A 26,151-nucleotide genomic window follows, 5' to 3' on the forward strand; every position below is an offset into this window, starting at 1 on the left:
TTCGTCATCACTTTACACCAACCCATCTCCCGCATTGAAAAATAAAGAATACAGAAATTACAAAAAAAGTTTCACAGGTAATATTTTTCACTAATTTTGCACCAGTATTAATCATTTAAATAAAATACCTATGAACAAAGCAGAACTTATTGTAGAGTTGGCAGAAAAAGCCGGTTTAAAAAAACAAAAGGCTAAAAAGGTCCTGGAGGCTTACATGGAGATCGTAACAGAAAAAATGTCCCAGAACGAAGAAATATCGATCGTTGGTTTTGGTACATTATTACCCAGACCGCAAAACAGTCGTTTGGCTCGTAATCCCAAAACGGGTACTCCGGTACAGATCCCGGCTAGAACAACAGTAAAGTTCAAACCTGGTAAATTCCTGCTGGAAGCTATGAACGGTAGCAAATAAAACCAAACCGCTCCATATGGTAAAATGAACGTCCGGACTATTCCTATAGCACGGACGTTGTTCTTTTCCTCCCCAGACAAAAACGGCCGATGTAACAGAATCGTAACATATATTTCATTCAACCGAAATACCAAATGCCTTCCTTTGCAGAAAATAATTAATTTTGTAAACAAAGGAATGAATTATTCATTTTAAATAAAAAAGACTATGGATATGCCCCGAATTCTTGTTGTGGATGACGAAGAGGACTTGTGCGAAATCCTCAAATTCAATCTTGAAATAGAAGGTTATGAAGTGGATACGGCTTTTAGTGCGGAAGAAGCATTAAAAAAGGACCTGTCTGTCTATCAGTTGCTTTTGCTCGATGTTATGATGGGAGAAATCTCCGGATTCAAGATGGCGAGTATATTAAGGAAAGAAGAAAGCACGGCTGATATGCCGATCATATTTCTGACAGCCAAAGATACTGAAAACGATATGCTGACAGGCTTTAACCTGGGAGCGGACGATTATATTTCAAAACCTTTTTCAATCCGCCAGGTTGTCGCACGTGTTAAGGCTGTATTACGGAGAACGACCGATAAAGAGAAAAACGAGACGAACGAACTTCTCGAATATGAAACATTGGCACTCGATCCCAAACGCATTAAAGCATCGGTAGACGGCAAGGAAGTCCCACTGACCAAAAAAGAATTCGAGATTCTGAAATTACTGCTGGAGAATAAAGGAAATGTTTTCTCACGTGAAGAGATCCTGTCCCGTATCTGGAAAGATGAAGTATATGTGCTGGATCGAACAATCGACGTAAACATTACCCGTCTGCGTAAAAAGATAGGCCCTTACGGAAAAAACATCGTTACCCGACTCGGCTTCGGTTATTGTTTTGAGTACTAATCCTGTTATTTAATCATGGTAAGAGTAGAAAAGATGAAAAACCGGATACCTTTCAGCCAGCGGTTATTCTGGTCGATTTTTGTGATGTTCCTTGGATTTACAATTTGCTTCCTGTTGTTTCAATACCAACGGGAACGGGAATTTTCGCAGGAGAAGTTGAATAATGTATTGAGTAACTATAATTACCAATTATTTAGCCGTACCCAACAGGATACCGATATTAATAAGACGGTAAGGCAATTTATCGAAGATATTCCGCAAAAAGAATTGCGTGTCACCATTATCGATCCCAACGGAAAGGTATTGTTCGATAATAGCGGGACAGAAGAATTCAACAACCATAACGATCGTAGCGAAGTGCGCAAAGCCCGTTTGTATAATGAAGGCTTTGCCATCCGCACCTCGGGATCGACGGGCAGACGGTATTTTTATTCGGCCAGCAATATAGGCAGTTATATCTACCGTTCGGCGCTCCCTTATGATCCTTATGTGCAAAGTGCCTTATCCACGGATAAGGACTTCATCTATTTTATGATACTGATGACATTGATCTTTTTCTTTGTCCTCTCCCGCTTTACATTCAGTATCGGACGGACCATATCCAAACTACGGGACTTTGCCCTGAACATAGAAAAGGACCGGATACCGGAAAACGATTATATCTTCCCCAATGACGAACTGGGAGATATCTCAAAGAACATTGTCACACTGTATCACCAGCAACAAAAGGCCAAAGACGAGCTTTCCATGGAACGTGAAAAGCTGATAAAGCATTTCCAGTACGCCAAAGAAGGATTCGCCATGTTTACCGCCGAAGGGAAAGAAATTTTGTCGAATATCCTTTTCATACAGTTCCTGAACGTTATTTCCGACAATCAGATCCGTCAGGCTGAAGATGCCCAGGATATCCGGGAACTTGAACCCATTAAGGCTTTCCTGAATAAAAATATCCCTAATATGAACCGGAAACGGAAAGTATTACGCGAATCCGTAACGATCGATAAAAACGGGAAAATATTTCTGATCGAATGTATCCTGTTCCTGGATAACAGTTACGAAATATCCATCAATGATATTTCACGTCAGGAAGAAGAGAGCCGGATGAAACGCCAGCTTACCCAGAATGTCGCCCACGAACTGAAAACACCCGTCAGCAGCATTCAGGGATATCTGGAAACGATTATCAGCAATCCGGAACTTACTCCCGACAAGCGCCAGTTCTTCCTGGAACGTTGCTACTCGCAGAGTACACGCCTGACCGGATTATTACGTGACATCTCTGTACTGAACCGTTTGGACGAGGCGTCCGAAATGTTCGACTTGTCCGACATAAATATTCCGAAACTGATCGTCGAGATCCAGAAGGAATGTTCGAAAGAGATGGAAGAAAAACAGATCACATCTGAAGTTATTCTGCCGGGCGATCCTACGATACATGGCAATTACTCCCTATTGTATTCCATTTTCCGTAACCTCTACGACAATGCGATCGCATATGCCGGGGAAGGAAGCCAAATAACCGTGAACTGTTATAAAGAAGATCCGAAATTCTATTATTTCAGTTTCGCAGATAACGGTGTGGGTATTTCGGAAGAACATATCAACCGCATATTCGAACGGTTCTACCGCGTGGATAAAGGACGTAGCCGCAAAGTCGGCGGAACAGGACTGGGATTGTCTATCGTCAAGAATGGGGTTAATTTCCATAAAGGACAGATTTCGGCAAAGAGTAGTCCGGGCAAAGGAGTGACCTTCTTCTTTACCCTGAAGAAAAAATTATAAACATAAATTACAGGTATATATAGTATAAAAATGTCTCGTATTTTATATCTTCGCGCCCTATTTTCCTATAAAAAACAAGGCAAAGATGAATATAAACGAGTTGACATGCGGTCTGGACTTCGGAACATCAAATTCCATTATATCGCTGACAGACAAAGCAACACGGAAAGAAGTATTTTCGTATAGCGAAAGTTCCATCCTGTATTTTCCGGACACAAATGAGATGAAATACTATGTGGGTAAAGAGGCCCACGATAAATATATTGAAGAAGAGATGACCGGGCGTCTGCTGAAATCCGTCAAGACGCTGCTCCGCCAGGACAAGTTTCTTTCTACCTGGATATTCGGTAAAAGAATGACGCCCGATCAACTCGTGACCTGTATCATCCGCCATTTGAAAGAGAAAGCGGAAGCCTTCGCCGGAGCGGAAATCACGGATGTGATACTTGGAAGACCGGCCGTTTTTTCGGAAGATCCCAAGCAAGAGACTTTGGCAGTCAACCGCCTGACGCTTGCCGCCCGTAATGCCGGTTTCAGAAACATCAAATTGCAATTGGAACCGATTGCCGCTGCCCTCTCCTATGAGCAACGGCTCGATCATAGCGAAAACGTACTGGTTGCCGACCTCGGTGGCGGTACTTCCGACTTTACCATCATGAACCTTTCTCCCGACAAAATCCGCAAGGAAGACCGCAAAGACGATATCATCGCTCACGGTGGTGTCTATATCGGTGGCGACTTGTTCGATTCGGAAATCATGTGGTACAAAGTGACTCCCCATCTGGGCCGGGGCGTAAAATACCAATCGTACGATAAAGAGATTGAAATACCTTCCATTCTCTACCGCGAACTGAAAAACTGGGAAAGGACATTTATGTTGAAGGAGAGCAAACTGCGCCGTTCGATGGATAACTACTACCATCTCTCAGGCAACAATCCTAAGATAGATAATGTAAGAGTTTTGATTGATAATAACTATGTCTTCTCCCTGTTCAAAGGAATCGAGCAATCCAAAATAAACCTCTCGACCGGAGAAGATACAACAATCGACTTTGAAAAAGAGACAATCCATATACATGAGCCTTTCACGCCCGGCGAGTTTGCTACGATCATTGAACGACATACTACCGAGATCGAACGATATATCCTGAAACTATTGGACACAGCGCAATATAACGCAGCAGATATAGACTCCGTCTTTATCACAGGAGGTAGCAGCCTTGTCATTCCGGTAAGGGAGATACTTTACCGCATCTTCGGAAAAGATAAGATACGTACAGGGAATACTTTTAATAGTGTAGCTTACGGGTTATCCTTGAGCTATTAACTTCCGCAGCCGGAGACCGTCTGGTTTCCTAAGCAGGAAACGCGAGTTTCTTCAGGAGGAAACTGGAGTTCCCTGCCCAGGAAATTGCAGTTCCCTCCGCAGGAAACTGGAGTTTCCAAAGTAAGAAACTACGAGGAAACTGTAATCAACTGACCAATAACTAAGTAGCTATAAAATAAGAAAAGGCATTGTAAAAGCTACAAATGACATGCAAATGAAACTTTTACAACACCTTCTTATTTTATAGATCAGCGTTCCTTGATCGGAACATAGGTAGTATCTTCGAGCACATTCTTATAAGCCGGACGGATAATACGCTTACCATCGAAATGTAATTCTTCAATGCGATGGGCAGTCCAACCTACGATACGGGCCATAGCAAACAGCGGTGTATAGATTTCCTGCGGCAAACCGATCATTTCATACACAAAGCCTGAATAGAAGTCCACGTTTGAAGAAACACGTTTCTTCGTTCCTTTATGTTTGGCGAAACATTCGATGGCACGTTCTTCCAGCAGTTCGAGGAAGGCAAATTCTTCTTCACGTCCTTTTTCCTTGGCCAGGTCACGAGCCAGTTCTTTCAAAACAACGGCACGCGGATCGGAAATTGTATAGACGGCATGACCGATACCGTAAATCAGGCCGGTCTTGTTATAAGCCTCTTTGTTCAGCATGCGCATGAAATAAGTATCGATTTCATCCACATTCTTCCAGTCGCCAATGTTCTCTTTCAAATGATGGAACATATCGACAACCTGGATATTGGCGCCACCGTGCAACGGGCCTTTCAATGAACCGATGCCGGCTGCAATAGAAGAATAGGTATCCGTTCCGGTCGAACTGGTTACACGAACTGTAAAGGTCGAGTTATTACCGCCACCGTGCTCAGCCTGCAAGACAAGCAACAGGTCAAGTGTACGGGCATCCAGTTCCGTAAAGTCTTTTTTCAGCATATGCAGGAAGTTTTCCGCAAGCGAAAGGTTTTCGTGCGGATGACGGATATGCAGGGAACGACCGTGTGTACTATGACGATAAATATTATAAGCATACGCTATAATGGTAGGGAAACGCGAGATCAGTTCGATAGACTGGCGCATCAGGTTGTCACGGGAAGTATCGTCCGGATTCGGATCGAACGTATACATTTCCAAAACACTACGGGCAAGGATATTCATGATATTCTGCCCTTCCAGATCGAGGATATTCATCTTGGTTTTCTGCTCCAACGGCATATTATCGCAGATCAAGCCTTTGAAAGAGGCTAACTCTTCTTTATCGGGCAATTTTCCGGAAAGCAACAGGTAAGCCACTTCCTCAAAACCGAAACGTTTTTCTTTGATCAGGGCATGAGCCAGGTCCTCCACATCGTAACCTCTGTAAAACAGTTTACCGGGAATAGCTTTCAGGCCACCATTATCCGGCAGGCGTTCGTAACCAACTACATTACCGATCTTAGTCAGGCCGACCAACACCCCGCTGCCGTCTTCGTTACGCAGACCGCGTTTCACGTTGTACATCGGGAACAGTTCGTTATCAATCTTGCAGGCATCTTTTGACGCATCCGACAGTTTGTAAATAAGATATTCTTTTTTCATCACGAGTTATTTTTACGAGGTTACAATAAAGATATGATACAATCACCAAATTCTTTGGTGCCAAGAGATTTTCCTTCCGGCATAAAACGTGCCAGGTCATTCGTTGCTTCTCCCTTCGAGAAAGCCTTTTCCATGGCGGCCGTGATCAGGTTGGCAGCTTCGTTCCACCCCATATATTCAAGCATCATCACGGAGGAGAGTAAAAGGGAAGACGGGTTCACGATATTCTTTCCGGCAATATTAGGCGCCGTGCCATGCGTCGCTTCAAAAATAGCATAACCGCTGTTGTAGTTGATATTGGCACCCGGTGCGATTCCGATGCCACCTACCATGGCGGCCAATTGGTCGGAGATATAATCGCCGTTCAGGTTGAGCGTCGCAATAACGGAGTATTCTTCCGGGATCAATAAGGTATTTTGCAGGAAAGCGTCGGCAATCACATCTTTGATGATGACCTTTCCGGTAGCCGATGCTTCTGCCAGCGCTTTGGCGGCTTCGGCTTCCCCCTTTTCCTTTTTGATCTTTTCGTATTGCGGCCAAGTGAATGTCTTGTTGCCAAACTCGCGTTCCGCCAGGGCATATCCCCAGAGTTTGAAACCGCCTTCGGTGAACTTCATGATATTTCCTTTGTGCACCAGCGTTACACTCGGCAACTGATTGGTCAGGGCAAACTCGATGGCGGCACGCACCAGCCGTTCGGTTCCTTCTACCGATACAGGTTTCACACCGAATGAAGATGTTTCCGGGAAACGTACTTTCGTCACTCCCATTTCTTCCGTCAGGAACCGAAGGAATTTTGCTGCTTCAGGTGTTCCTTGCTGCCATTCGATACCGGCATAGATGTCTTCCGTATTCTCACGGAAGACATACATATCGACCTTCTGCGGTTCACGTACCGGAGAGACGACACCTTTAAACCAACGGACAGGACGCAGGCAAACATACAGGTCGAGTGTCTGCCGTAAAGCCACGTTCAGGGAACGGATACCGCCGCCGATAGGAGTAGTCAGCGGACCTTTGATACCGACTATATATTCGCGGAAAGCATCCATTGTTTCGTCGGGCAGCCAGCTGCCTGTTTGATTGAAAGCCTTTTCACCAGCCAGTACTTCTTTCCATTCGATAGAGCGCCGGCTGCCATATGCTTTTTCGATGGCAGCGTTTACAATCTTCTGGCTAACCGGGGTGATCTCCGCTCCCACTCCGTCACCTTCGATAAAAGGGATGGTTACTTTGTCCGGGACGATCAAATGGTCGTTTTGTTTTGTTATTTTATTCATGATGATAGTTTATTAATTTTGTTCAGTCTTTGTCAAAAGTGAATGAATGTGGCATCGTTGGTAGGGGCGGTTCGCGAACCGCCCGTACAGACGCCGTCATAATGGAACAGGCCGGTTTGATTGAAGGGGCGGGGCTTCCCGATCCTGCAAAACCTGTTATTGGGGTTCATTATTTCCTATACATGTGCCATATTCAATGCTGATCCGGACTTGAACCATCGGATCTGCAAATCATTGTACGTGTGATTTACAGGGAATGATTCCTGTGTGCCATCCGCATGCAATACGATAGCAGTTAATGGCTTGCCCGGTGTAAACTCTTTCAGACCGATGATGGAGATGTGATCGTTTTCACGAATCTTATCGTAATCGTCCTTGTCGGCAAAAGTCAGGGCAAGCATTCCCTGCTTTTTCAGGTTCGTTTCATGGATGCGGGCAAAACTCTTGGCAAGGATCACTTTCACATTCAGGAAACGGGGTTCCATTGCGGCGTGTTCACGGGAGGAGCCTTCACCGTAGTTCTCTTCGGCAACCACGATGGATGAAATGCCTTTCGCCTTATACTGTTTGGCAACGGCGGAGACTGCTTCATATGTATTATTCAACTGGTTCAATACGGCATTCGTCTGACCGTTGAAAGCGTTCACCGCCCCCATCAGCATATTGTCGGATATATTTTCCAGATGACCACGGAAGCGGAGCCACGGACCGGCCATTGAAATATGGTCTGTCGTACATTTACCCGAAGCCTTGATCAAAAGAGGCATTTCCAGCAAATCGTTTTCATCCCACGGAGCAAAAGGATGCAGTACCTGCAAACGGTTTGAATCGGGACTGATCTTTACTTCCGCATCTTTTCCGGTCGGAGCCAGATAACCGTTATCTTTTACATCAAAACCTTTGGGCGGGAAATCAGTTCCCTGCGGCTCACGGAGTTTTACTTCGCGACCGTCTTCGGTCTTCAATGTATCCGTCAACGGATTGAAACAAAGGTCACCGGCAATAGTCAATGCAAGCGTCAGTTCCGGGGAAGCGACAAAAGCATGTGTATTCGGATTGCCGTCTGCACGTTTGGCGAAATTACGGTTAAAGGAGGTTACGATTGAGTTCTTGCGGGTGTTATCGTCGGTGTGACGTTTCCACTGGCCGATACACGGACCGCAGGCGTTTGCCATAATGGTCGCGCCTAGTTTTTCAAAGTCACCGATGATACCGTCACGTTCGGCTGTATAACGGATCTGTTCCGATCCCGGGTTGATGATCAACGGGGAAGCAACAGGTATTTTATCTTCAAAAGCCTGCCGGGCGATAGAGGCGGCACGGCTTAAATCCTGATAAGAGGAGTTCGTACATGAACCGATCAGGCCGACTTCCATCTTACGGGGATAGCCGTTTGCTTTTACCTTCGCGGCAAACTCAGAGATAGGCGTTGCCGCATCCGGAGTGAAGGGGCCATTGATATGCGGTTCCAGTTCGGACAGGTTGATGACGATCACGCGGTCATAATATTCATCCGGCTGTGCCCTTACTTCCATATCGGCTTCCAGATAATCCTGGATAGCATCGGCCCAGGCTGCAACGGTATCGCGGCCAGTGGCACGCAGATAAGTTGCCATATTCAGATCGTACGGGAACAATGAAGTAGTGGCACCCACTTCGGCACCCATGTTACAGATTGTCGCTTTTCCCGTAGCGGAAATAGAGGAAGCACCTTCTCCGAAATATTCGATAATGGCATTCGTCCCGCCCTTTACGGTCAGGATACCGGCCAGTTTCAGGATGACATCTTTCGGTGAAGCCCAGCCGCTCAGACGTCCGGTCAGCTTGACACCGATCAGCTTCGGCATCTTCAGTTCCCATTCCATCCCGGTCATTACATCGACGGCATCGGCACCTCCGACACCGATAGCTACCATTCCCAATCCGCCGGCATTCGGCGTGTGTGAGTCTGTTCCGACCATCATTCCGCCGGGGAAGGCATAGTTTTCCAATACTACCTGATGGATAATTCCTGCTCCGGGTTTCCAGAAACCGATACCGAACTTATCGGATACGGATTTCAGGAAATCATACACTTCGCTGTTCCCTTTTGTTGCCGTTTCAATATCTGCTTTCGCACCGATATTCGCCTGGATCAAGTGATCGCAATGGACGGTTGCCGGGACAGCGGATTTCTTTTTTCCTGCATTCATGAATTGCAACAATGCCATCTGGGCCGTTGCATCCTGCATCGCCACACGATCGGGACGGAAGTTCACATAATCGTCTCCACGCCTGAACAGGCGTAATGCCTTTTCGTCATATAAATGAGCATATAAGATTTTCTCGGCCAGAGTCATCGGACGACCGATCTTTTCGCGGGCCACATCTACCCTTTTCGGGAAATTGGAATAAAAGCTTCTCAGCATTTCAATGTCGTACACCATATTATAATCTTATTAGTTGTTTGTTTATCAGAATGCTTGTATATGCAAATAAAAAAATTTCATGTCGTAAAGAATGTAATATATAAGACATCATATCGTTTTGCATTTCTATTTTGTCATTAACAAATGTATATATAAATAAAACACCTTTTATTCAATAATGTCTATGACCCGATAGAGGTTGTCTATACAAATAAGAAAGTTCGCCTCACGTTCATTTATAAAACGCGTGGCGAACTTATTTTGTTCAACGATATATAAACTATTCTTAACTTATTTATCTTTTGTCGATTCTTGCCATTTCGCGGCATAACTATGAAGGATGGAAGCGATCCCCTCGCCGATCCGGACATAGTCTTCCGTTTTCAGATTAGCAAGCGAAGCACGGATAGACCATTCGGGAGCATCGAAACCTCCGCCGTTTAACAGGACAAGCGATGTTTCCTGTGCCAGGCGGAACACGACATCGACCGGTTCGTAGTTGGCTTTCAGATATTCGAAGAAATCGTCTCCATAGAATTTCTTTGCCCATACTTCCATATCTATTTCACTGTAATAACCGGCACGGAGAGGATCATCCAGCAAGGTAAATCCTGAACTTTTCCAAAGAGTGTGCAGACGTTCGTGAATGATGTCGATCATGCGGGACTGATACAGGTTCTCGGAATCCAGTAAGGAGAAAGAGGCAAACAAAGACATCTGTGTCTGCTGTGGCAGGGAAAGTCCGGATGTATGATTAAGTGCGACCTGGCGGCTGTCGGCTACCATGCGGTCGATAAACTTCATCTTCGACGGGTCGAGCATGATACTGCTGTAACGCTTTGCCAATGCCGCTTTCTTATCCTCCGGCAGTTGGGAAATCATACGATCATATATATTATCTTCATGCAAAGAGATGACCGCCAGACGCCAGCCTGTCGCACCGAAATACTTGGAGAAAGAATAAACGCACAATGTATTATCAGGAAGTTCTGCCATCAGGGAACGGAAACCATGCACATAAGTGGCATATACATCGTCGGTAATAATCATCAGGTTGGGATTATAATTGGTAACGATGTCGACAATACGCTCCATCAATCCGGGTGTCAAAGCATAAGAAGGCGGATTACTCGGATTGACAATAAAGACAGCCTTGACAGACGGATCCTTCAATACATCCAGGTCTTTTTCCTGATATTGCCAGGTATGATATCCGTCACCCGTCATTTTCAGCGCATGTATTTCCGTTACATCAAACAGATAACGGGCCTGTTCGGGTATTTCTATATAAGGGGTAAAGACCGGAGCAAACAGGACGATCTTGTCTCCTTTATTCAACAGGAAGTTCTGTTGAAGGGAGTCGAAGATGTAACACATGGCAGCCGTACCACCCTCGGTGGCAAACAAATCGAATTTACCTTTGGGCGGCCGGTTGTTACATAATGCCTGGTTCAGGTAATCACGCACCAACACTTCCGTATATTTCAAAATACGGTCGGGAACAGGATACTGGTCACCGATCACACCTTCTGCCCACTCATGTACCAGGTCGTTTTCATCAACATCCTTTACACGTACCATATAATTATAGGTATCACGTAAAAGTTCGGAACCCGGTGCCCCCTCATGTTTGTCAAGAAACTCCCTGAACCGATAGGCGATACTTGGTTTCTGGGGAACGCCGGCAAGACCGACCATGCCGTCTTCCAGTTTAACCCCGCGGCGGCATTCTTCCAAAGCAAACTGGCCGAGCAGGAAAAAGGCTTCGCGTGGCGTGGTAGCAATCCAGTTCGGGTTGCCACGACCGGCATTCAACATGATGTGGGTACTTTTGCGGGCACTCTCGTCGGCTAACCGGATCAGTATGTCCTTTAATTCGAACGGACTGATCTCCGACATTTTCTTTTCGTATTCACGGGTGACTACGATTTTATTGTTTTCTTCCATATTATATATAATGTATAAGTAATTATTTGGATTTTATCCTGTTTACATCAATAACACGATAACCACTCCCCAGATAATCAGCAAGGTGTTACCGACAGCATAAGTAACTGTATATCCTAACGCCGGCGTTTGGCTTTCCACCGCATCTTCTATCGCACCGAGGGCAGCTGTCGTTGTTCGTGCTCCTGAAGTACAACCCAGTGTAATGGCTGGATGGAATTTAAAGAGATAGCGGCCCATCAGGACACCGGCTATCAGCGGAATGGTCGTAGCCAGCGCCCCGATAATGAACAGACTCACGCCTACTTCTTTGAAGCCGGTCACAAAACTCGGTCCGGCCGTAATGCCGACCACAGCAATGAACATATTCAGTCCTACATTATTTAATACCCACAAGGAAGGCTCCGGAATGCGTCCGAATGTCGGGTGTTTGGAGCGAAGCCATCCGAATACCAGTCCTGCAATCAATGCCCCGCCACTCGTACTCAGGCTGATCGGTATATTTCCGAAATGTACCACCAACGAGCCGATCACGCCACCGATAAAGATCCCCAGGCCGACAAAGATCATATCCGTCTGGTTGGTCGGCCGGTCGGCATAACCCAAAGTCGCAGCCGCGGCATTCACCTCCATCTTGGTACCTACCAGTTCGAGCATATCGCCCGGATTAATTTTTGTCGCAGCCAGCACAGGTATATTGACACCCGCACGTTTGATACTTTTAATGCTGACGCCGTGCATCACCTTTTCACTGCGGAGACCGGCTACAGTCATTCCCGAAAACTTCTTACGGGAGATCAGCACGGGCAATGTCTCTGCTGGGAAGTCCAACAATTCAAGGTCGTTCACTTCGTCACCGATCCAGTCTTCTTCTCCGATCACAAATTCACGGCGACCGCTCAACACCACCTCGTTCCCTTTCTGAAGCATCAGGTCCGGTTTCACATCATACACTACATTACTGATACGTACGCGTTCCACAAACAGACGACGGCCCTGCCCTTCCAGAGAATCTTCCAGCTCCTGTATGGTCTTGCCCGCCCCGAACCAGTCATTGCTGATCTTATAAGCGCGGAAAGTGATGGGACGTGCTGCCGGCATAAAACCGGGTTGCTCGCTTTCGTCGTCGGTACCCATCTTTGCTTCCAGCTCTTTACAAGCCTTCTTTACCGAAGGCAGTCCACCTAGCAAACGGGGAGCCACATCGCTCATCAGCCAGGCAGAACCGGCCGTACCGAAAATATAACAGACGGCATAAGCCACAGGCATCACATTGATCATGGATGTTTTGTCCGCCGCACTCAACCCGCTCTGGTTGATCGTATCTTCCGCTACCCCCAGCACCGCAGAGATCGTCTGCGAACCAGCCAACAATCCAGCCGCCTCTCCGGCATTATAGCCCATCAGCTTGGCAAGCAAAAAAGGAACGAACAGAGAGAACAAACACATCAGTACAGCAAAAAGCATCTGCGGAAGTCCTTCCTTTTTCAGCCCGCGGAAGAACTGCGGACCGACACTATATCCCACGGCAAAAAGGAACAGAAGGAAGAATACGGATTTAATGGGTGCCCCGATATCGATATGCAATTGTCCGATTAATACACCGACCAGCAATACGCTGGTAACTGTTCCCAAAGAAAATTTACCTATCTTAAATTTACCTATCCAGAAACCGAAAGCCAGTGTCAGAAAGATAGCCAGTTCCGGATAATGTTTGAGCAAATCTGCAAACCACTCCATATATACAATTGTTTGATGTTAATAGTAAGACATATTCCATGTCCGGTTTTATTGTGGTAAATGGAACACAATCCATGAGAAAGTTGTTGCGGAAGATTCAATTAAGAGATTATAAAAGCTCCCTTATTTTAAATAAATTTCTATCTTTGTCCCGCTTTGGTGATACGCCAGCCTCCGGTTGCCGTATAAAAGGGAATCCGGTGAGAATCCGGAACAGTGCCCGCTACTGTGAAGCCCGATAATAAGGAAAGCATTCTTACACCACTGTCCGAAACAAGGATGGGAAGGTCGTTTTCCGGGCAAGTCAGGAAACCTGCCAGACAGACAAATCCGTTCTCCCGGGGCCAGGAGGGCTATTATGAACATAAAACAAATCTCTTTCAATGAAAAAGAAATGTCTGCTGACAGCCTTTCTTGTAGGTTGTTCAATGAGTATGTCTTTTGCACACGGTATGTTGCAGGAGACAGTGACCGACACCCCTGCCCAGACCGTTCCCCACGATGACGGCGAAGGAAATTTCAAATCCTCCGACCTGTTCGCATCCATGCAGGCAGGCGATAAGGCAGCGCTGCTGATGGTCCATTTTGGAACCACCTACGACGAAACACGCCAACTGACGATCGACGCCATCAATAACAAAGCGAAAGAAGCATTCAAAGGAGTCGAAGTACGCGAAGCCTATACCTCACGCATCATTATGCGCCGCCTGAAAACACGGGGTATTGATAAAGTCAACCCCGCCGAAGCACTGAAACAACTGAAAGCGGATGGTTTCACCCATATCCTGATCCAGTCCACAAATATCATTGAAGGCGTAGAAATGGAATCCCTCCGCAAAGATATCGCCTCACTGGAAAAAGAGTTCAAGGATATCCGTATCGGAAACCCGCTGCTGTACACTCCCGAAGATTATGAAAACGTCATTGCAGCTATCGTCCGGAAAGGAGCCAAGGAAGGAGCTACCGTCCTGGTGGGACACGGCACCTACACTCCTTCGACTGCACAGTATGCCATGACCGATTATATGCTGAAAGCAAAAGGCTATGACAACTTCCATGTCGGAACGATCGAAGGTTATCCCACTTTCGATACGATGCTTGCCAAGCTCAAGACCAGCGGCGTAAAGAAAGTCATGCTCATGCCTTTCATGTTCGTTGCCGGCGACCATGCCAACAATGATATAGCAGGCGACTGGAAAAAGGAGCTGGAAGACAACGGTTACAAAGTATCCGTCCTGATGGAAGGTCTGGGACAGAATCCCGACATACAGGACATCTTCATCGAACATGCCCGTTTTGCGGCCAAACACAAAATGGTCGATATCATGGATAAGAAGAAGCAATACGCTGCTGAAAAAGACTGACGGGTCAAACGTCCATTATCCGTCACAGAGTCACAAATGAAAACCGGCCTCTTTCCTCATACGGGGAAAGGCCGGTTTTTTATATCAATACATTCTTGAAATTCTAATTTACACAACCAGAACTTTTACATTATTAAAGGAGCAATAATAGTAAATATATTATCTGTTATCAACTAATTATTTACCATCTTTACTTGCATTTTTATTTATATCAAAATATGCACATAAAATGATATTTTGTATACATAACAAACTGGAACATTGTATTTTTTTTGCATATACATTCACATGGAATGTAAAACAACAACTAAATCCAAACAAAAACATGAAAAGTACGATAAATAACGCGCCTTCTGAAATACCTAACAGTCAGTCATTACATGCAGGCTTTGATCTTCTCATAAAGCCCGAAGGAATAGATTTAACTGAATCTTACCTATATAATAATATGATTTTCTTCATACTGGACGGATCTGTAAAAATATATTCTCCACATACTCAAACGAAGTCCATTGGCGAACCGCATATGCTCTTTCTTAAAGGGCATGAAAAATACACCTATGAAATTACTCCATGTTCGCAAATTATTGCGTTCACCTTCGATAGTCTGACTATCGATGAGTTATTTCGTTTCCGGGCTCAATATGACCTGTTACCCGAATCCTCGTTTGAATGGATAGAACTAAAGATAATCGAACCTCTCTACAGCTTTTTAAAACTTCTCATCCAATATCTAGAGAATAATTATTTGAATTACAACTTATATCTTGCCAAAAGAGAGGAACTGTTCTATCTTCTCAAAACAGTCTACCCCAGTAAAGATTTAGGTCATTTTTTCTATCTGCTGGCCAATCACCCGTCTGAGTTCGAAAAACAGGTAGCGGAAAATTATATGAAAGTAAAGAATGTCAAAGAACTGGCCAATCTGATGGGATATGGGATAAACTCCTTCCGGGTCAAATTCAAAGAAAACTTCGGTATTCCTGCCTACCAGTGGTTACTGAATGAAAAGGCGAAACGGATTTTAAAATGCCTGACGACGAAAGGAGAAGATTTCAAAAGTATAATCGACGATTTCGATTTCAGTTCACATTCTCATTTCTATAAGTTCTGTAAGACACAATTCGGACTTACCCCCGAAGAATTAAAGAAGAAACTGAACAGCTGAAAGAATATCAGATTATATATTTTATATGTGATTTTATATATATTCCCCTTCTGCTGCATAGGCTACCTTTGTATTGTTAAAATACAGATTCTTATTAAATTATGATAACCAAATTGTATGTGCTATTATCCCTTGGTAAGGGTGGGGATAATACTTTTGTTGAGGGGAGAATGTCAACTCCCTTAGTCAGTTATATTCTGTTAGGCGTTATTTTACTTGTTGTGTTACTACGAGTACTTTCCTGGCTGCAATTCCTGCAACTCAAGCGCAAAGCGCGAAAGCGCATTTTTAAGAACAAAACCGTCAAAAGTCTACCGGTACGAAATAAATAGATTATCTTTGTGTCTGTATGATTACAACCGAATGTATCAGAATCAATAACTCAAAGCTATAAATGAGCACAGGTAAAATAATCGTAGCCGGTATCGGACCCGGCAGTGAATCAGACATTACTCCCGCAGTGTTATCTGCCATCCGGCAATCGGACGTTATCGTGGGATACAAATATTACTTCCGGTTCATTGAAAAGATAATCCGTCCCGGAGCCATATGTATCGACTCAGGGATGAAACGGGAGAAGGCACGTGCCGAAGAAGCATATAATTATGCGGCCGAAGGCAAAGTAGTAACCGTTATCAGCTCCGGCGATGCCGGCATCTACGGGATGGCCCCGCTTATCTACGAGATGAAACGCGAAAAAGGAAGTAATATCAGCATCGAAGTGCTGCCCGGGATCAGTGCCTTCCAGAAGGCAGCCTCCCTGTTGGGTGCCCCGGTAGGACATGACTTTTGCGTGATCTCCCTCTCCGACCTGATGACACCGTGGGAACTGATAGAAAAACGCATTAAAGCTGCCGCTTCGGCAGACTTTATCACCGCCATCTATAATCCCAAAAGCGAAGGCCGCTACTGGCAGTTCTACCGCCTGATTGAAATTTTCCTACAGGAACGCGATCCGCAGACACCGGTCGGCTTTGTCCGCCAGGCAGGACGCGAAGAACAGGAAGTGACGATCACTACACTGGCAGATTTTGACCCGGAACAGGTGGATATGTTCACCGTCATCCTTATCGGCAATTCACAGACCTATCAGTTCGAAAATAAAATGATCACTCCGCGCGGTTATTATGGCGAGATCAAGATGGTTGCCAAGGAAACCGGAATCGGACAGGACATCATGATCCGCAGCTTCCGCACCATTGAGAAAGAACTGAAAAACCAGGATATTCCATTAGACAAGAAATGGGCCTTGCTGCATGCCATCCATACAACAGCCGATTTCGATATGGAAAACGTACTGCGGATAGACGATAATGCCGTTTCCATACTCTATGAAAAACTAAGCAGCGGCGCAGTCCGTACCATCATCACCGATGTCACCATGGCGGCATCCGGCATCCGCAAAGGTGCTTTGCAACGCATGGGACTCGAAGTGAAATGTTATCTGCAAGACGAGAAAACCGTTGCTCTCGCTACCGAAAAAGGGATTACCCGCACACAGGCCGGCATACGGATTGCCGTCAGCGAGCATCCGGACGCCCTGTTCGTATTCGGTAATGCCCCGACGGCACTGATGGAACTATGCGACCTGATCCGCAAGGGTAAAGCGACTCCTGCCGGAATCATCGCCGCCCCCGTCGGTTTTGTGCACGTACAGGAATCGAAACATATGGTCAAACCGTTCACCTCCATCCCCAAACTCATCGTTGAAGGACGGAAAGGCGGAAGTAACCTTGCGGCTACACTGACCAACGCTATACTTTGTTACAACGACGCTATTAATTTAAAACCAGGAAGAGACGTATGAGAACACAATTCACTGTCATCGGCATTCCCGATGACCCCAACTACATCAGCAACAACAAGACAATAGTAGATATAATCAACAGCAACACATACTTTTCAGGAGGCAAGCGCCATCATGAGATCGTCATGCCTTTCCTGCCGCCGGATGCTATATGGATCGATATTAAAGTACCGCTCGACAACGTTTTCGACGAATACGAATACCATCAGAAGATCGTTGTATTCGCTTCGGGCGACCCTTTGTTCTACGGATTTGCTTCAACGATACTTAAACGGATGCCGGAAGCGGAAATAACGCTTCTGCCCTCGTTCAATTCACTACAGATGCTTTCGCACGAACTAAAAGTATCGTATGAAGACATGACCATGGTATCCCTCACCGGACGTCCGTGGCATGAACTCGACTGCGCACTGATAGAAAACCGGGGGAAAATCGGAGTATTGACCGACCATGTGCGTACCCCGGCCTCCATCGCTATGCGCCTGCTGAAATACGGTTTCACACAATATAAAATGTATATAGGAGAACATCTGGGCAACCCGGAAAAGCAGCGCATCTCACGCTCGCTTGTCCTGTCGGAAGTGGAAGAATATCCCATCGACAGTCCGAATTGCGTGATACTGCAACGGATGTACAACGATATCACCTACCGTCCGCTGGGCATCCCCGACAAGCTGTTCGAACTGCTCGACGGCAGGGAACGTATGATCACGAAAGCGCCTGTCCGGATACTAGATATGAGCATGCTGATGCTTCCGATGTGCAACCACTTCTGGGATATCGGTTTCTGTACGGGATCGGTTTCCATCGAAGCGAAAAGGCAATATCCCCATCTCCACATCCACGCATTCGAGATCCGCAAGGAATGCTGGAAACTGATGGAAGAAAACAGTTCGAAACTGGGAGCACCGGGTATCGACGTACATATATGTGACTTCATGGAGGAAGACGTTTCCGACCTGCCCGCACCCGATGCCGTATTTATCGGCGGGCACGGAGGCAAGCTGAAAGAGATCGTAGGCAAAGTAGCCCGTTATCTCGCTCCCGACGGCCTGCTGGTATTCAACTCCGTATCCGAAGAGAGTGAAAAGTTATTTATAGAATCGGTTCACGAAGCCGGATTAAAATTAGACGAACCTTTGCATGTAAGTGTCGGCGATTATAACCCGATCACCATACTAAAGGCATTTAAAGAAGCAAAATAAAAGAACGATGAATAAACGATCAGTAGCAATCGTCGTGGTATCGGTCAGCAGTCTGCCGCTGGCACGGCAAATAAAGAAACAATATCCTGATGCTGTGATCTACAGCAAGGAATCGCAGGAAGAGACGGTAGTAATGGAATCGATCGACACCATTGTCGGAGACCTGTTCCTCCAGTCGGACGCGATCATATTTATCGGGGCAATGGGTATCTGCGTACGCTGCATCGCTCCTTATATAATGGACAAGCATACCGACCCGGCGGTCGTCTGCATCGACAGTACCGGTAAATATATCATCCCGGTCCTCTCCGGCCATATCGGAGGGGCAAACGAGTTGAGCATCGAACTGGCACAGGTACTCGGGGGCAACGCCATTGTCACCACCCAAAGCGATAATACCGGATTGTGGGCGCTCGATACGCTGGGAGAAAAATTCGGTTGGTCTGTCGTAGCCGACGACCTGACGGACAATGAAAATGCAATGAATGCCTGCATTGCCGCCTTCGTCAATAAAAAACCGACAGCCCTTATATTAAATGTACGCGAGAAGGGTACGGAATACCTCGAACACACCTGTCCGGACCATGTCCGTATATTCAATAAATTCTCGGACATTCCCCTCGACCAGTTCGAGTTGGTGATCACCGTCGGGCCGTTTATCTACGAAGCGGATATCAAGATGGTCTCCTACTTCCCGAAAGTGCTGCACCTGGGTATCGGCTGCCGGAAAGACCTCAAAGGCGATCCTGTCGAGATGCACCAGCATATCATTGCCACCCTGATCGACAACAACCTCTGTCCCGAATCCATCGCCGACATATCCTCCATCGACCTGAAAAAGGACGAAGCACTCCTGGCCCTGCTGGCCTACGGCATTATGGACTGTCCGTTCAAGACCTACCCGGCAGACGTTCTGAACAAACTCGCCGTCCCCAACCCTTCCGCTAAGGTAAAAGAAGTCACCCAGTCATCGAGCGTGGCGGAAGCCGCGGCGATACAAAGTGCCGGAGGCGGACTCCTGTTACTGGAGAAACAAAAGGGGCAGCTGGGAGAAAGCAACGATTATACATTTGCCGTGGCAATGGATAAATCCGTACAGCGGCAAGGCCATATCGAAATAGTCGGTGCCGGTCCGGGCGATCCGGAGCTGATCTCGATACGTGGCAGGAGGATGCTCGAAAAGGCAGACCTGATCCTGTATGCCGGCAGCCTCGTCCCAAAAGAACTGACCTATTGTGCGAAACCGGGAGCCACCGTACGCAGTTCGGCGGATATGAACCTGGAAGAACAGTTCATCCTGATGAAAGAGTTCTACGACAGGGGCAAGTTCGTTGTGCGCCTGCATACCGGCGACCCCTGCATCTACGGGGCGATACAGGAGCAGATGGCTTTCTTCGACCAGTTCCATATGAGTTATCATATCACCCCGGGGATATCCTCTTTCCAGGCTGCCGCTGCCGCTTTGCGCTCACAGTTCACCATCCCGGAAAAGGTACAGACCATCATCCTCACCCGTGGCGAAGGCCGCACGCCGATGCCCGAAAAAGAACAGCTACATAAACTGGCCGCCAGCCAGAGCACGATGTGCATCTACCTCAGTGCAGGTATAGCGGACAAGGTGCAGGAAGAACTTCTCGAACACTACGCCCCTACCACACCGGTAGCCGCTTGCTATAAACTGACCTGGAAGGACGAACGCATCTACCGCGGAGAGTTGAAAGACCTGGCGAAAATCGTCAAAGAGAACCATCTGACGTTGACCACCCTACTGGTGGTAGGCGACGCGATCGACAACCGCGAAGGCCTCTCACGCCTTTATGCCGACGAGTTCAAACACCTGTTCCGTAAATAACCTGTTTCAGAAAAGGCTATGATACTGATATTGGGAGGAACAACGGAGGGACGGGCCAGCGTCCGCATCGCAGACGAAGGAAGTGCACCTTATTATTATTCGACCAAAGGCGCGCTCCAGGAAATAGAGTGCGCGCATGGCATCCGCCTGACCGGAGGCATGGATACGGCAGCGATGGAAACATTTTGCCGGGAGAAAAACATCCGGTTGCTGGTCGATGCCGCCCATCCCTTCGCCTCAGCCCTGCACCGCACGGTTGCAGAAGTATCCTCCTCCCTCGGGTTGCCGGTGATCCGTTACGAACGGCGTTATCCGCCCCGCGACCCCGATCTGGTCTGGTGCGACAGTTACGACGACGCCATCCGTAAACTGGAAGAACATGGCATCCGGCACCTGCTTGCCCTCACCGGAGTAAACACCATCGCCCCGCTACGCCCCTGGTGGGAAAAGCACCCGGCATGGTTCCGCATTCTTGAACGCGAAGAGTCGCTCACAACCGCCACCCGTCAGGGATTTCCTGCGGACTATCTGTGCTTCTATCAGGATGAAGACGATGCCGGAGCACTGATGGACCGGTTGCAACCGGATGCCGTTATCACCAAGGAAAGCGGCCAGTCAGGCTATTTCAACGAGAAAGTGACGGCTGCCCGCAAACGTTCCATCCCCGTATTCGTTGTCAAACGGCCGGCATTGCCCGAAACATTCTACATCGTTTACGGAGAGGATGGATTACGCAAACAGATCGAACGCCTGCTGCCGGAGTTCTTTCCCCTGCATCACGGCTATACGACCGGAGCCTGTGCCACAGCAGCGGCTAAAGCAGCCCTGACCGCCCTATTAAGCAAAGAGGAACAAACAGCCGCATCCATCACCCTGCCCTCGAGCGAAATAATCACCTTGCCGGTTGCCGCAACCGAATGGGACGGTGACAGCGCGACCTGTTCAGTTATCAAAGACGCCGGTGATGACCCGGATGTCACCAATGGCTCTACGATCGTTGCCAACGTGGCTTTTTCGACTGCCTCCGACGATGCGCCTGTCCATTTCGTCGCAGGTCCGGGAGTAGGCACAGTCACTCTGCCCGGATTAGGGCTGGAAGTCGGAGGCCCTGCCATCAACACGACACCCCGCAAAATGATCACGGAAGAGTTGGCTGCTGTTTTACAAGCGTTCCGTCAGAACAACCCGGCAGCTAAACACCTGCCGCCGAGTCCCGGACTGACAGTCACGATCTCCGTTCCCGGCGGAGAAGAACTCGCCGCCAGGACATTCAACCCGAAGCTGGGCATCGTTGGCGGCATCTCCATCATCGGGACATCCGGCATCGTACGCCCTTTCTCCACCGACGCCTTCATCGCCTCTATCCGCAAAGAAGCCGAAGTAGCCAAAGCCATCGGCTGCCGGACACTGGTCATCAATTCAGGAGCCAAAAGTGAACGGTATCTGAAAGCCCGTTACCCGGAATTACCGCCACAGGCTTTCGTACATTACGGAAACTTTATCGGCGAGACATTGAAAATAGCCTCGGCACTCTCCTTCGACCAAGTTGTCATGGGAATCATGATCGGAAAAGCAGTCAAGCTGGCGGAAGGATTTCTGGATACCCACAGCAAGAAAGTAGTCATGAACAAAGACTTCCTGAAGGAAACCGCCCGCGAAGCCGGCTGCCCCGAAGCAACAGTCCGACACATCGAGACGATTACCCTCGCCCGCGAACTCTGGCAGTTATTCCCTTCCGGAGAACAATCACCCTTCTTTTCTCTCCTTTTGAAGAAATGCTATACACATTGTATCCCGCTCCTTCCCCCGGATAAATTACAGATCGTATTGATCACGGAGGAAGGTCAGATTCGGGAATAAATAAGATTTACCGGATCATTTCCTTTAAAGATGTTCAATCTCATCTATTGGCAAACCGGTACACTGGGCAATGATAAGAGGATCGACCCCTGATTTTTTCATATTGGCGGCAATAAGGTATTTGCTCTTCGCTTCTCCTTCAGCAAGGCCTTCGGCTTTTCCAACTGCGATCCCTTCGGCTCTACCTTCGGCTTTCCCCTCGGCAATTCCTTCAGCTTTTCCAACAGCGATGCTTTCACGTATAGCGCTGTTATAGAGTGTTCTTTCCACGCTGATGCCATCCCAGAAATGTTCGTATCCGGCCAGTTCTTCGTCGGTAAAGGCCGATTCTTCAAGAACTGTCAGAGCTTTCGTGATTTCAGGAGTCTCGAGCAATTCTTTCGGGACGACACGGGTAGATTCATTTATCTCCGTCAGGAAACGGAGCCAAAGGACGTGCATACGCTTCTCGCTATAAGTATGAGGAGTGAATTTGGGCAGTTCGACAAAGATCAACTGCAAGCCGTCGATGATATGATCCGTGTGTTCGATATGCACCATCGCATAGTGGTGGTAATATCCTTCGAGAGTAGGCTCAAACACTTCATTCACCAGATTAAGCGAATAAACCGGCTGCAACAGTTCGTAACCCTCGCCCACATTCGGCTGGCGGACATAAGCCTTGGAGGCATTGAAAAGGACACGTTCGCGAAACTCCGGAGACCAGAGCATCTGCATCTCGACCAAAAACAGACGTCCTTTCATATCACGACAACGAACGTCCACAATACTATATTTACGCAAAGGATTGTCGGGTACGATCTCGGAAGGAAGATATTCGATCTCACTGATCTCCTCACCCTCTTTTAAGGGCAACAAGGCATTAAGTAAACTGATCACCAGGTCGGGATGTTCGCCAAAAATGCGTTTGAACGTAAGGTCTGCTTTCGGATTTAAATACTTCATAGTTAATTTTTTTTATAAGTTCATCTGCAAAGATATAACTTTCTGCTGCAAATAAAAGATTCCTCTCTTTTTATTTTACTGATAATATAACAATTCATAACCCCCTCTCTTCTTGTTGTATATTTACCTCAATCAAAAGAGATAAATATGGAACAGAATGTATGTATTTACATGTCACAGCTGGCGGAAAAGATGCGGAAAGCCGGGAAAGACAGCAGGGCGGATCTGTACAGGGTGCTGTACAACCGGCTGCACAGGTTTCCCAAAGGCGGCACGCTGACTTTCGGCAGGGTGACGGCGGCGTTTGTGGACGATTTTGCCCAATCGCTGCGCGACGAAGGACTGGCGGTCAATACCGTCAACAGCTATGTCGGGGGTTTTCGCGCCCTCTACAACCGGGCAGGCAGGACGGGATTGTTTGAGATACCCGAAAAATCTCCATTCGCACACCTGCGGCTGCGCCGGGAGATCACCGTCAAACGCGCGCTTTCCTCGCAGGCGGTCTGCGAACTGGCACAGATGCAACCCTCGGCTAGCACCGGACTGCGCCGGTCGCTCGACTATTTCCTTTTCTGCTTTATGGCTTGCGGCATGCCGTTCGTCGATCTGGCACATCTCACACGCGACAATATCGTGGGAAAGGATATCGTCTACCACCGGCAGAAGACCGGGGTGCGGGTACAGGTCAGTATCACTCCGGGTATGCGGATGATCATCAAACGGTATGCCCGCAAAGACAGCCGTTACCTCTTCCCTATCCTGCCCGAAGACGGAGGCAGCCGCAGCTATTACAAGTATCAGCTGGTGCGCTACAACGCCGACCTGAAAATTATCGGCAACTATCTCAGGCATCCGGTAGCGCTCACCTCCTATGTGGTGCGCCATACCTGGGCTACCGAAGCTCTGCGGCAAAACACACCGATAGCCGTCATCAGCCAGGCCCTCGGACACACCTCAGAACAATCCACCCGTTTCTATCTCGATTCACTAGATCAATCCATCATGAAAAGAGCTAACAGGAAGATTACAAAAGTCGTGAATGATCTTGTCACTGGGAAGGCATAATACCTTATTTACGAAATAAGGTAAAACGGTGATCTTTTTATCTTTGTTTCGTAAGGAAAGTTTGTAATTCAAAGGTTCTTTTCGTGCAAAGATATAGAATAAAAAGATATAACAAAGAACTATTAACCTTTTTCTCAGACTATAAGAAAACTGGGTAGGGGCATTTATGCAGTTACATGATGCTTTTTATAACTTTTTTATGGCTTATTCTCCCTTTTTGCATAAAAAACCTTAGACCCATCCAAATTCAAACATACCTCTTCCGGGATGTCAACTATTTTAACATCCTTTGCAAATAAGAGGTCAATCCAGGACCATCCTTTTTGCCGTTTTTATGTCTTTTCCCTAGCTATCCGCCGCTGTATTTACCGTTGAAATAGCCTTTTACCACTTCATCAGAGAGGGGTTTTACCTTATTTCGTAAATAAGGTACAGGGTAAAAGAGGAAAAACATGAACAAAATATCAATCTATCTAATAATAACGATCACTTTGTTATCCGTCTTTCCAATGAAAGGACAACATGTCGCATTGAAAAGTAACCTGCTTTATTGGGGTACTACCACCCCGAATATGGGTTTTGAGTTTCGGATGGGTAAAAAACTGTCACTCGACCTTTGGGGAGCGTATAATGCCTGGGAATTTAAAGATGATATGTCACTGAAACACTACCTCGTACAACCCGAACTCCGCTACTGGCCCTGCCAGACTTACGAAGGGCACTTCTTCGGGTTACACGGACATTACGGACATTTCAATATCGGACAAATCCCCTTTATTCCCGGACTGGAAGAGAAAAACTACCGCGGCTCACTCTACGGTGGCGGACTGACCTGGGGGTATCATTGGGTGATCGGCCGTCATTGGGGACTGGAAGCGTTTGTCGGTGCCGGCTATGCCTATATGCAATACGATAAATATGTATGTTATGACTGTACGGAAGTCATAGCCAGTTACCGCCGCCATTATTTCGGTCCGACCCGTGCGGGCGTTTCCCTGATCTTTTTTATCCACTGACAACCCTCCCCGTATGAAAGATATCCTATACATTATATATATAGCATGCGCCGGATGGCTGCTCTCTCCCGTTACGACGGAAGCGCAGCAACCCGGTATCCGCCTTTCGATGGGCGGCGCTTCGGTGGGCGACGACGACAGTGTCTCGCTCTCTCTGCATATCGTGCTCGAAGATATCCGTGTCCCTTCATCGCGCAGCCTGGTCCTCGAACCCCGTCTGCAAACCGATGGGCATTCGTTGACGCTTCCGGCTATCGTGGTAAGCGGCCGCCGCCGTGCCCGTTACGATGCCCGCGCCCTGGCGGTCGACCCATCGACCCGTATCCCCGGCAGTGACTGCTACCGCCGCATCGTGTCCCCGAAAAAAGGAAGCCGCCACGAGATCGACTATACCGTCCGCGTGCCTTACACCTCCTGGATGCGCAACGCCGGATTGTCGCTCCGCCAGATCAGCCGCGACTGTTGCCGGGGAGAGGTGCTTGCC

18 protein-coding genes, 1 pseudogene and 1 riboswitch are annotated in these 26,151 nt (G+C 47.4%); of the genes and pseudogenes, 13 read left to right on the forward strand and 6 right to left on the reverse strand.

The window, feature by feature from the left end; genetic code table 11:
* Positions 1-130: 130 nt before the first annotated feature.
* The 4 genes from NBH14_RS08875 (at position 131) to NBH14_RS08890 (ending at position 4,415) form a co-directional block, all read left to right on the forward strand.
* Entirely contained in the window at positions 131-412 is a 282-nt protein-coding gene (locus NBH14_RS08875) for an HU family DNA-binding protein (protein WP_007653559.1), read from the forward strand.
* Between the two features lie 207 nt (positions 413-619).
* A complete protein-coding gene (phoB, locus tag NBH14_RS08880) occupies positions 620-1,306 on the forward strand; it encodes a two-component system response regulator PhoB (protein WP_186961545.1) in 687 nt (228 codons plus the stop codon).
* Between the two features lie 15 nt (positions 1,307-1,321).
* On the forward strand, positions 1,322-3,088 hold the full coding sequence (gene phoR, locus NBH14_RS08885) for a two-component system sensor histidine kinase PhoR (protein WP_186961546.1): 1,767 nt from the start codon (positions 1,322-1,324) through the stop codon (positions 3,086-3,088).
* An 85-nt stretch (positions 3,089-3,173) separates the two neighbouring features.
* Complete coding sequence (locus NBH14_RS08890; RefSeq protein ID WP_186961547.1) at positions 3,174-4,415, forward strand: Hsp70 family protein; 1,242 nt, start codon at positions 3,174-3,176, stop codon at positions 4,413-4,415.
* 248 nt (positions 4,416-4,663) lie between these two features.
* On the opposite strand, the gene NBH14_RS08895 is transcribed toward NBH14_RS08890, so the two are convergent.
* The 5 genes from NBH14_RS08895 to aspT all read right to left on the reverse strand — a co-directional run bounded on the left by NBH14_RS08895 (position 4,664) and on the right by aspT (position 13,385).
* The gene (locus NBH14_RS08895; RefSeq protein WP_186961548.1) at positions 4,664-6,010 is read right to left on the reverse strand and encodes a citrate/2-methylcitrate synthase; all 1,347 of its coding nucleotides are present in this window, start codon (positions 6,008-6,010) and stop codon (positions 4,664-4,666) included.
* Between the two features lie 20 nt (positions 6,011-6,030).
* Positions 6,031-7,290 carry an NADP-dependent isocitrate dehydrogenase gene (gene icd / locus NBH14_RS08900; RefSeq protein ID WP_186961549.1) on the reverse strand — a complete coding sequence of 420 codons (1,260 nt, stop codon included), beginning with the start codon at positions 7,288-7,290 and terminating at the stop codon, positions 6,031-6,033.
* 176 nt (positions 7,291-7,466) lie between these two features.
* On the reverse strand, positions 7,467-9,716 hold the full coding sequence (locus NBH14_RS08905; RefSeq protein WP_186961550.1) for an aconitate hydratase: 2,250 nt from the start codon (positions 9,714-9,716) through the stop codon (positions 7,467-7,469).
* Positions 9,717-9,989: 273 nt separating this feature from the next.
* A complete protein-coding gene (locus NBH14_RS08910) occupies positions 9,990-11,645 on the reverse strand; it encodes a bifunctional aspartate transaminase/aspartate 4-decarboxylase (RefSeq protein ID WP_186961551.1) in 1,656 nt (551 codons plus the stop codon).
* Between the two features lie 42 nt (positions 11,646-11,687).
* Positions 11,688-13,385, reverse strand: coding sequence for an aspartate-alanine antiporter (gene aspT, locus NBH14_RS08915; RefSeq protein WP_186961552.1), 1,698 nt, complete (start codon positions 13,383-13,385; stop codon positions 11,688-11,690).
* A gap of 140 nt (positions 13,386-13,525) precedes the next feature.
* Positions 13,526-13,720: riboswitch (cobalamin riboswitch) on the forward strand.
* 117 nt (positions 13,721-13,837) lie between these two features.
* Here aspT and NBH14_RS08920 point away from each other — a divergent pair.
* The 6 genes from NBH14_RS08920 (at position 13,838) to cbiD (ending at position 22,641) form a co-directional block, all read left to right on the forward strand.
* Positions 13,838-14,749, forward strand: coding sequence for a sirohydrochlorin cobaltochelatase (locus NBH14_RS08920; protein ID WP_250817324.1), 912 nt, complete (start codon positions 13,838-13,840; stop codon positions 14,747-14,749).
* A 325-nt stretch (positions 14,750-15,074) separates the two neighbouring features.
* Entirely contained in the window at positions 15,075-15,917 is an 843-nt protein-coding gene (locus tag NBH14_RS08925) for an AraC family transcriptional regulator (protein WP_250817318.1), read from the forward strand.
* 394 nt (positions 15,918-16,311) lie between these two features.
* Positions 16,312-17,724, forward strand: a complete 1,413-nt coding sequence (cobJ, locus tag NBH14_RS08930; RefSeq protein ID WP_186961555.1) for a precorrin-3B C(17)-methyltransferase — start codon at positions 16,312-16,314, stop codon at positions 17,722-17,724.
* Positions 17,721-18,929 (forward strand): precorrin-6y C5,15-methyltransferase (decarboxylating) subunit CbiE, encoded by a 1,209-nt coding sequence (gene cbiE / locus NBH14_RS08935; RefSeq protein ID WP_186961556.1) that lies wholly within the window; start codon positions 17,721-17,723, stop codon positions 18,927-18,929. The genes cobJ and cbiE overlap by 4 nt, the downstream gene beginning before the upstream one ends.
* Positions 18,930-18,936: 7 nt before the next feature.
* The gene (cobM, locus tag NBH14_RS08940) at positions 18,937-20,781 is read left to right on the forward strand and encodes a precorrin-4 C(11)-methyltransferase (RefSeq protein WP_186961557.1); all 1,845 of its coding nucleotides are present in this window, start codon (positions 18,937-18,939) and stop codon (positions 20,779-20,781) included.
* Between the two features lie 18 nt (positions 20,782-20,799).
* Positions 20,800-22,641 carry a cobalt-precorrin-5B (C(1))-methyltransferase CbiD gene (cbiD, locus tag NBH14_RS08945; RefSeq protein WP_186961558.1) on the forward strand — a complete coding sequence of 614 codons (1,842 nt, stop codon included), beginning with the start codon at positions 20,800-20,802 and terminating at the stop codon, positions 22,639-22,641.
* 24 nt (positions 22,642-22,665) lie between these two features.
* Here cbiD and NBH14_RS08950 read toward each other — a convergent pair whose 3' ends face one another.
* Positions 22,666-23,586, reverse strand: coding sequence for an Rpn family recombination-promoting nuclease/putative transposase (locus NBH14_RS08950; RefSeq protein ID WP_186961559.1), 921 nt, complete (start codon positions 23,584-23,586; stop codon positions 22,666-22,668).
* Between the two features lie 147 nt (positions 23,587-23,733).
* Here NBH14_RS08950 and NBH14_RS08955 point away from each other — a divergent pair, with 147 nt between their 5' ends.
* From NBH14_RS08955 to NBH14_RS08965, 3 genes and pseudogenes are all read left to right on the forward strand, one after another.
* The gene (locus NBH14_RS08955; protein WP_186961560.1) at positions 23,734-24,651 is read left to right on the forward strand and encodes a tyrosine-type recombinase/integrase; all 918 of its coding nucleotides are present in this window, start codon (positions 23,734-23,736) and stop codon (positions 24,649-24,651) included.
* 452 nt (positions 24,652-25,103) lie between these two features.
* Positions 25,104-25,667, forward strand: coding sequence for a DUF3575 domain-containing protein (locus NBH14_RS08960; protein ID WP_186961561.1), 564 nt, complete (start codon positions 25,104-25,106; stop codon positions 25,665-25,667).
* Between the two features lie 13 nt (positions 25,668-25,680).
* Positions 25,681-26,151 (forward strand): annotated as a pseudogene (locus NBH14_RS08965) (DUF3868 domain-containing protein); the annotation flags it as partial.

It is taken from the genome of Parabacteroides caecihominis (assembly GCF_023656785.1).
Taxonomy (GTDB): domain Bacteria; phylum Bacteroidota; class Bacteroidia; order Bacteroidales; family Tannerellaceae; genus Parabacteroides; species Parabacteroides segnis.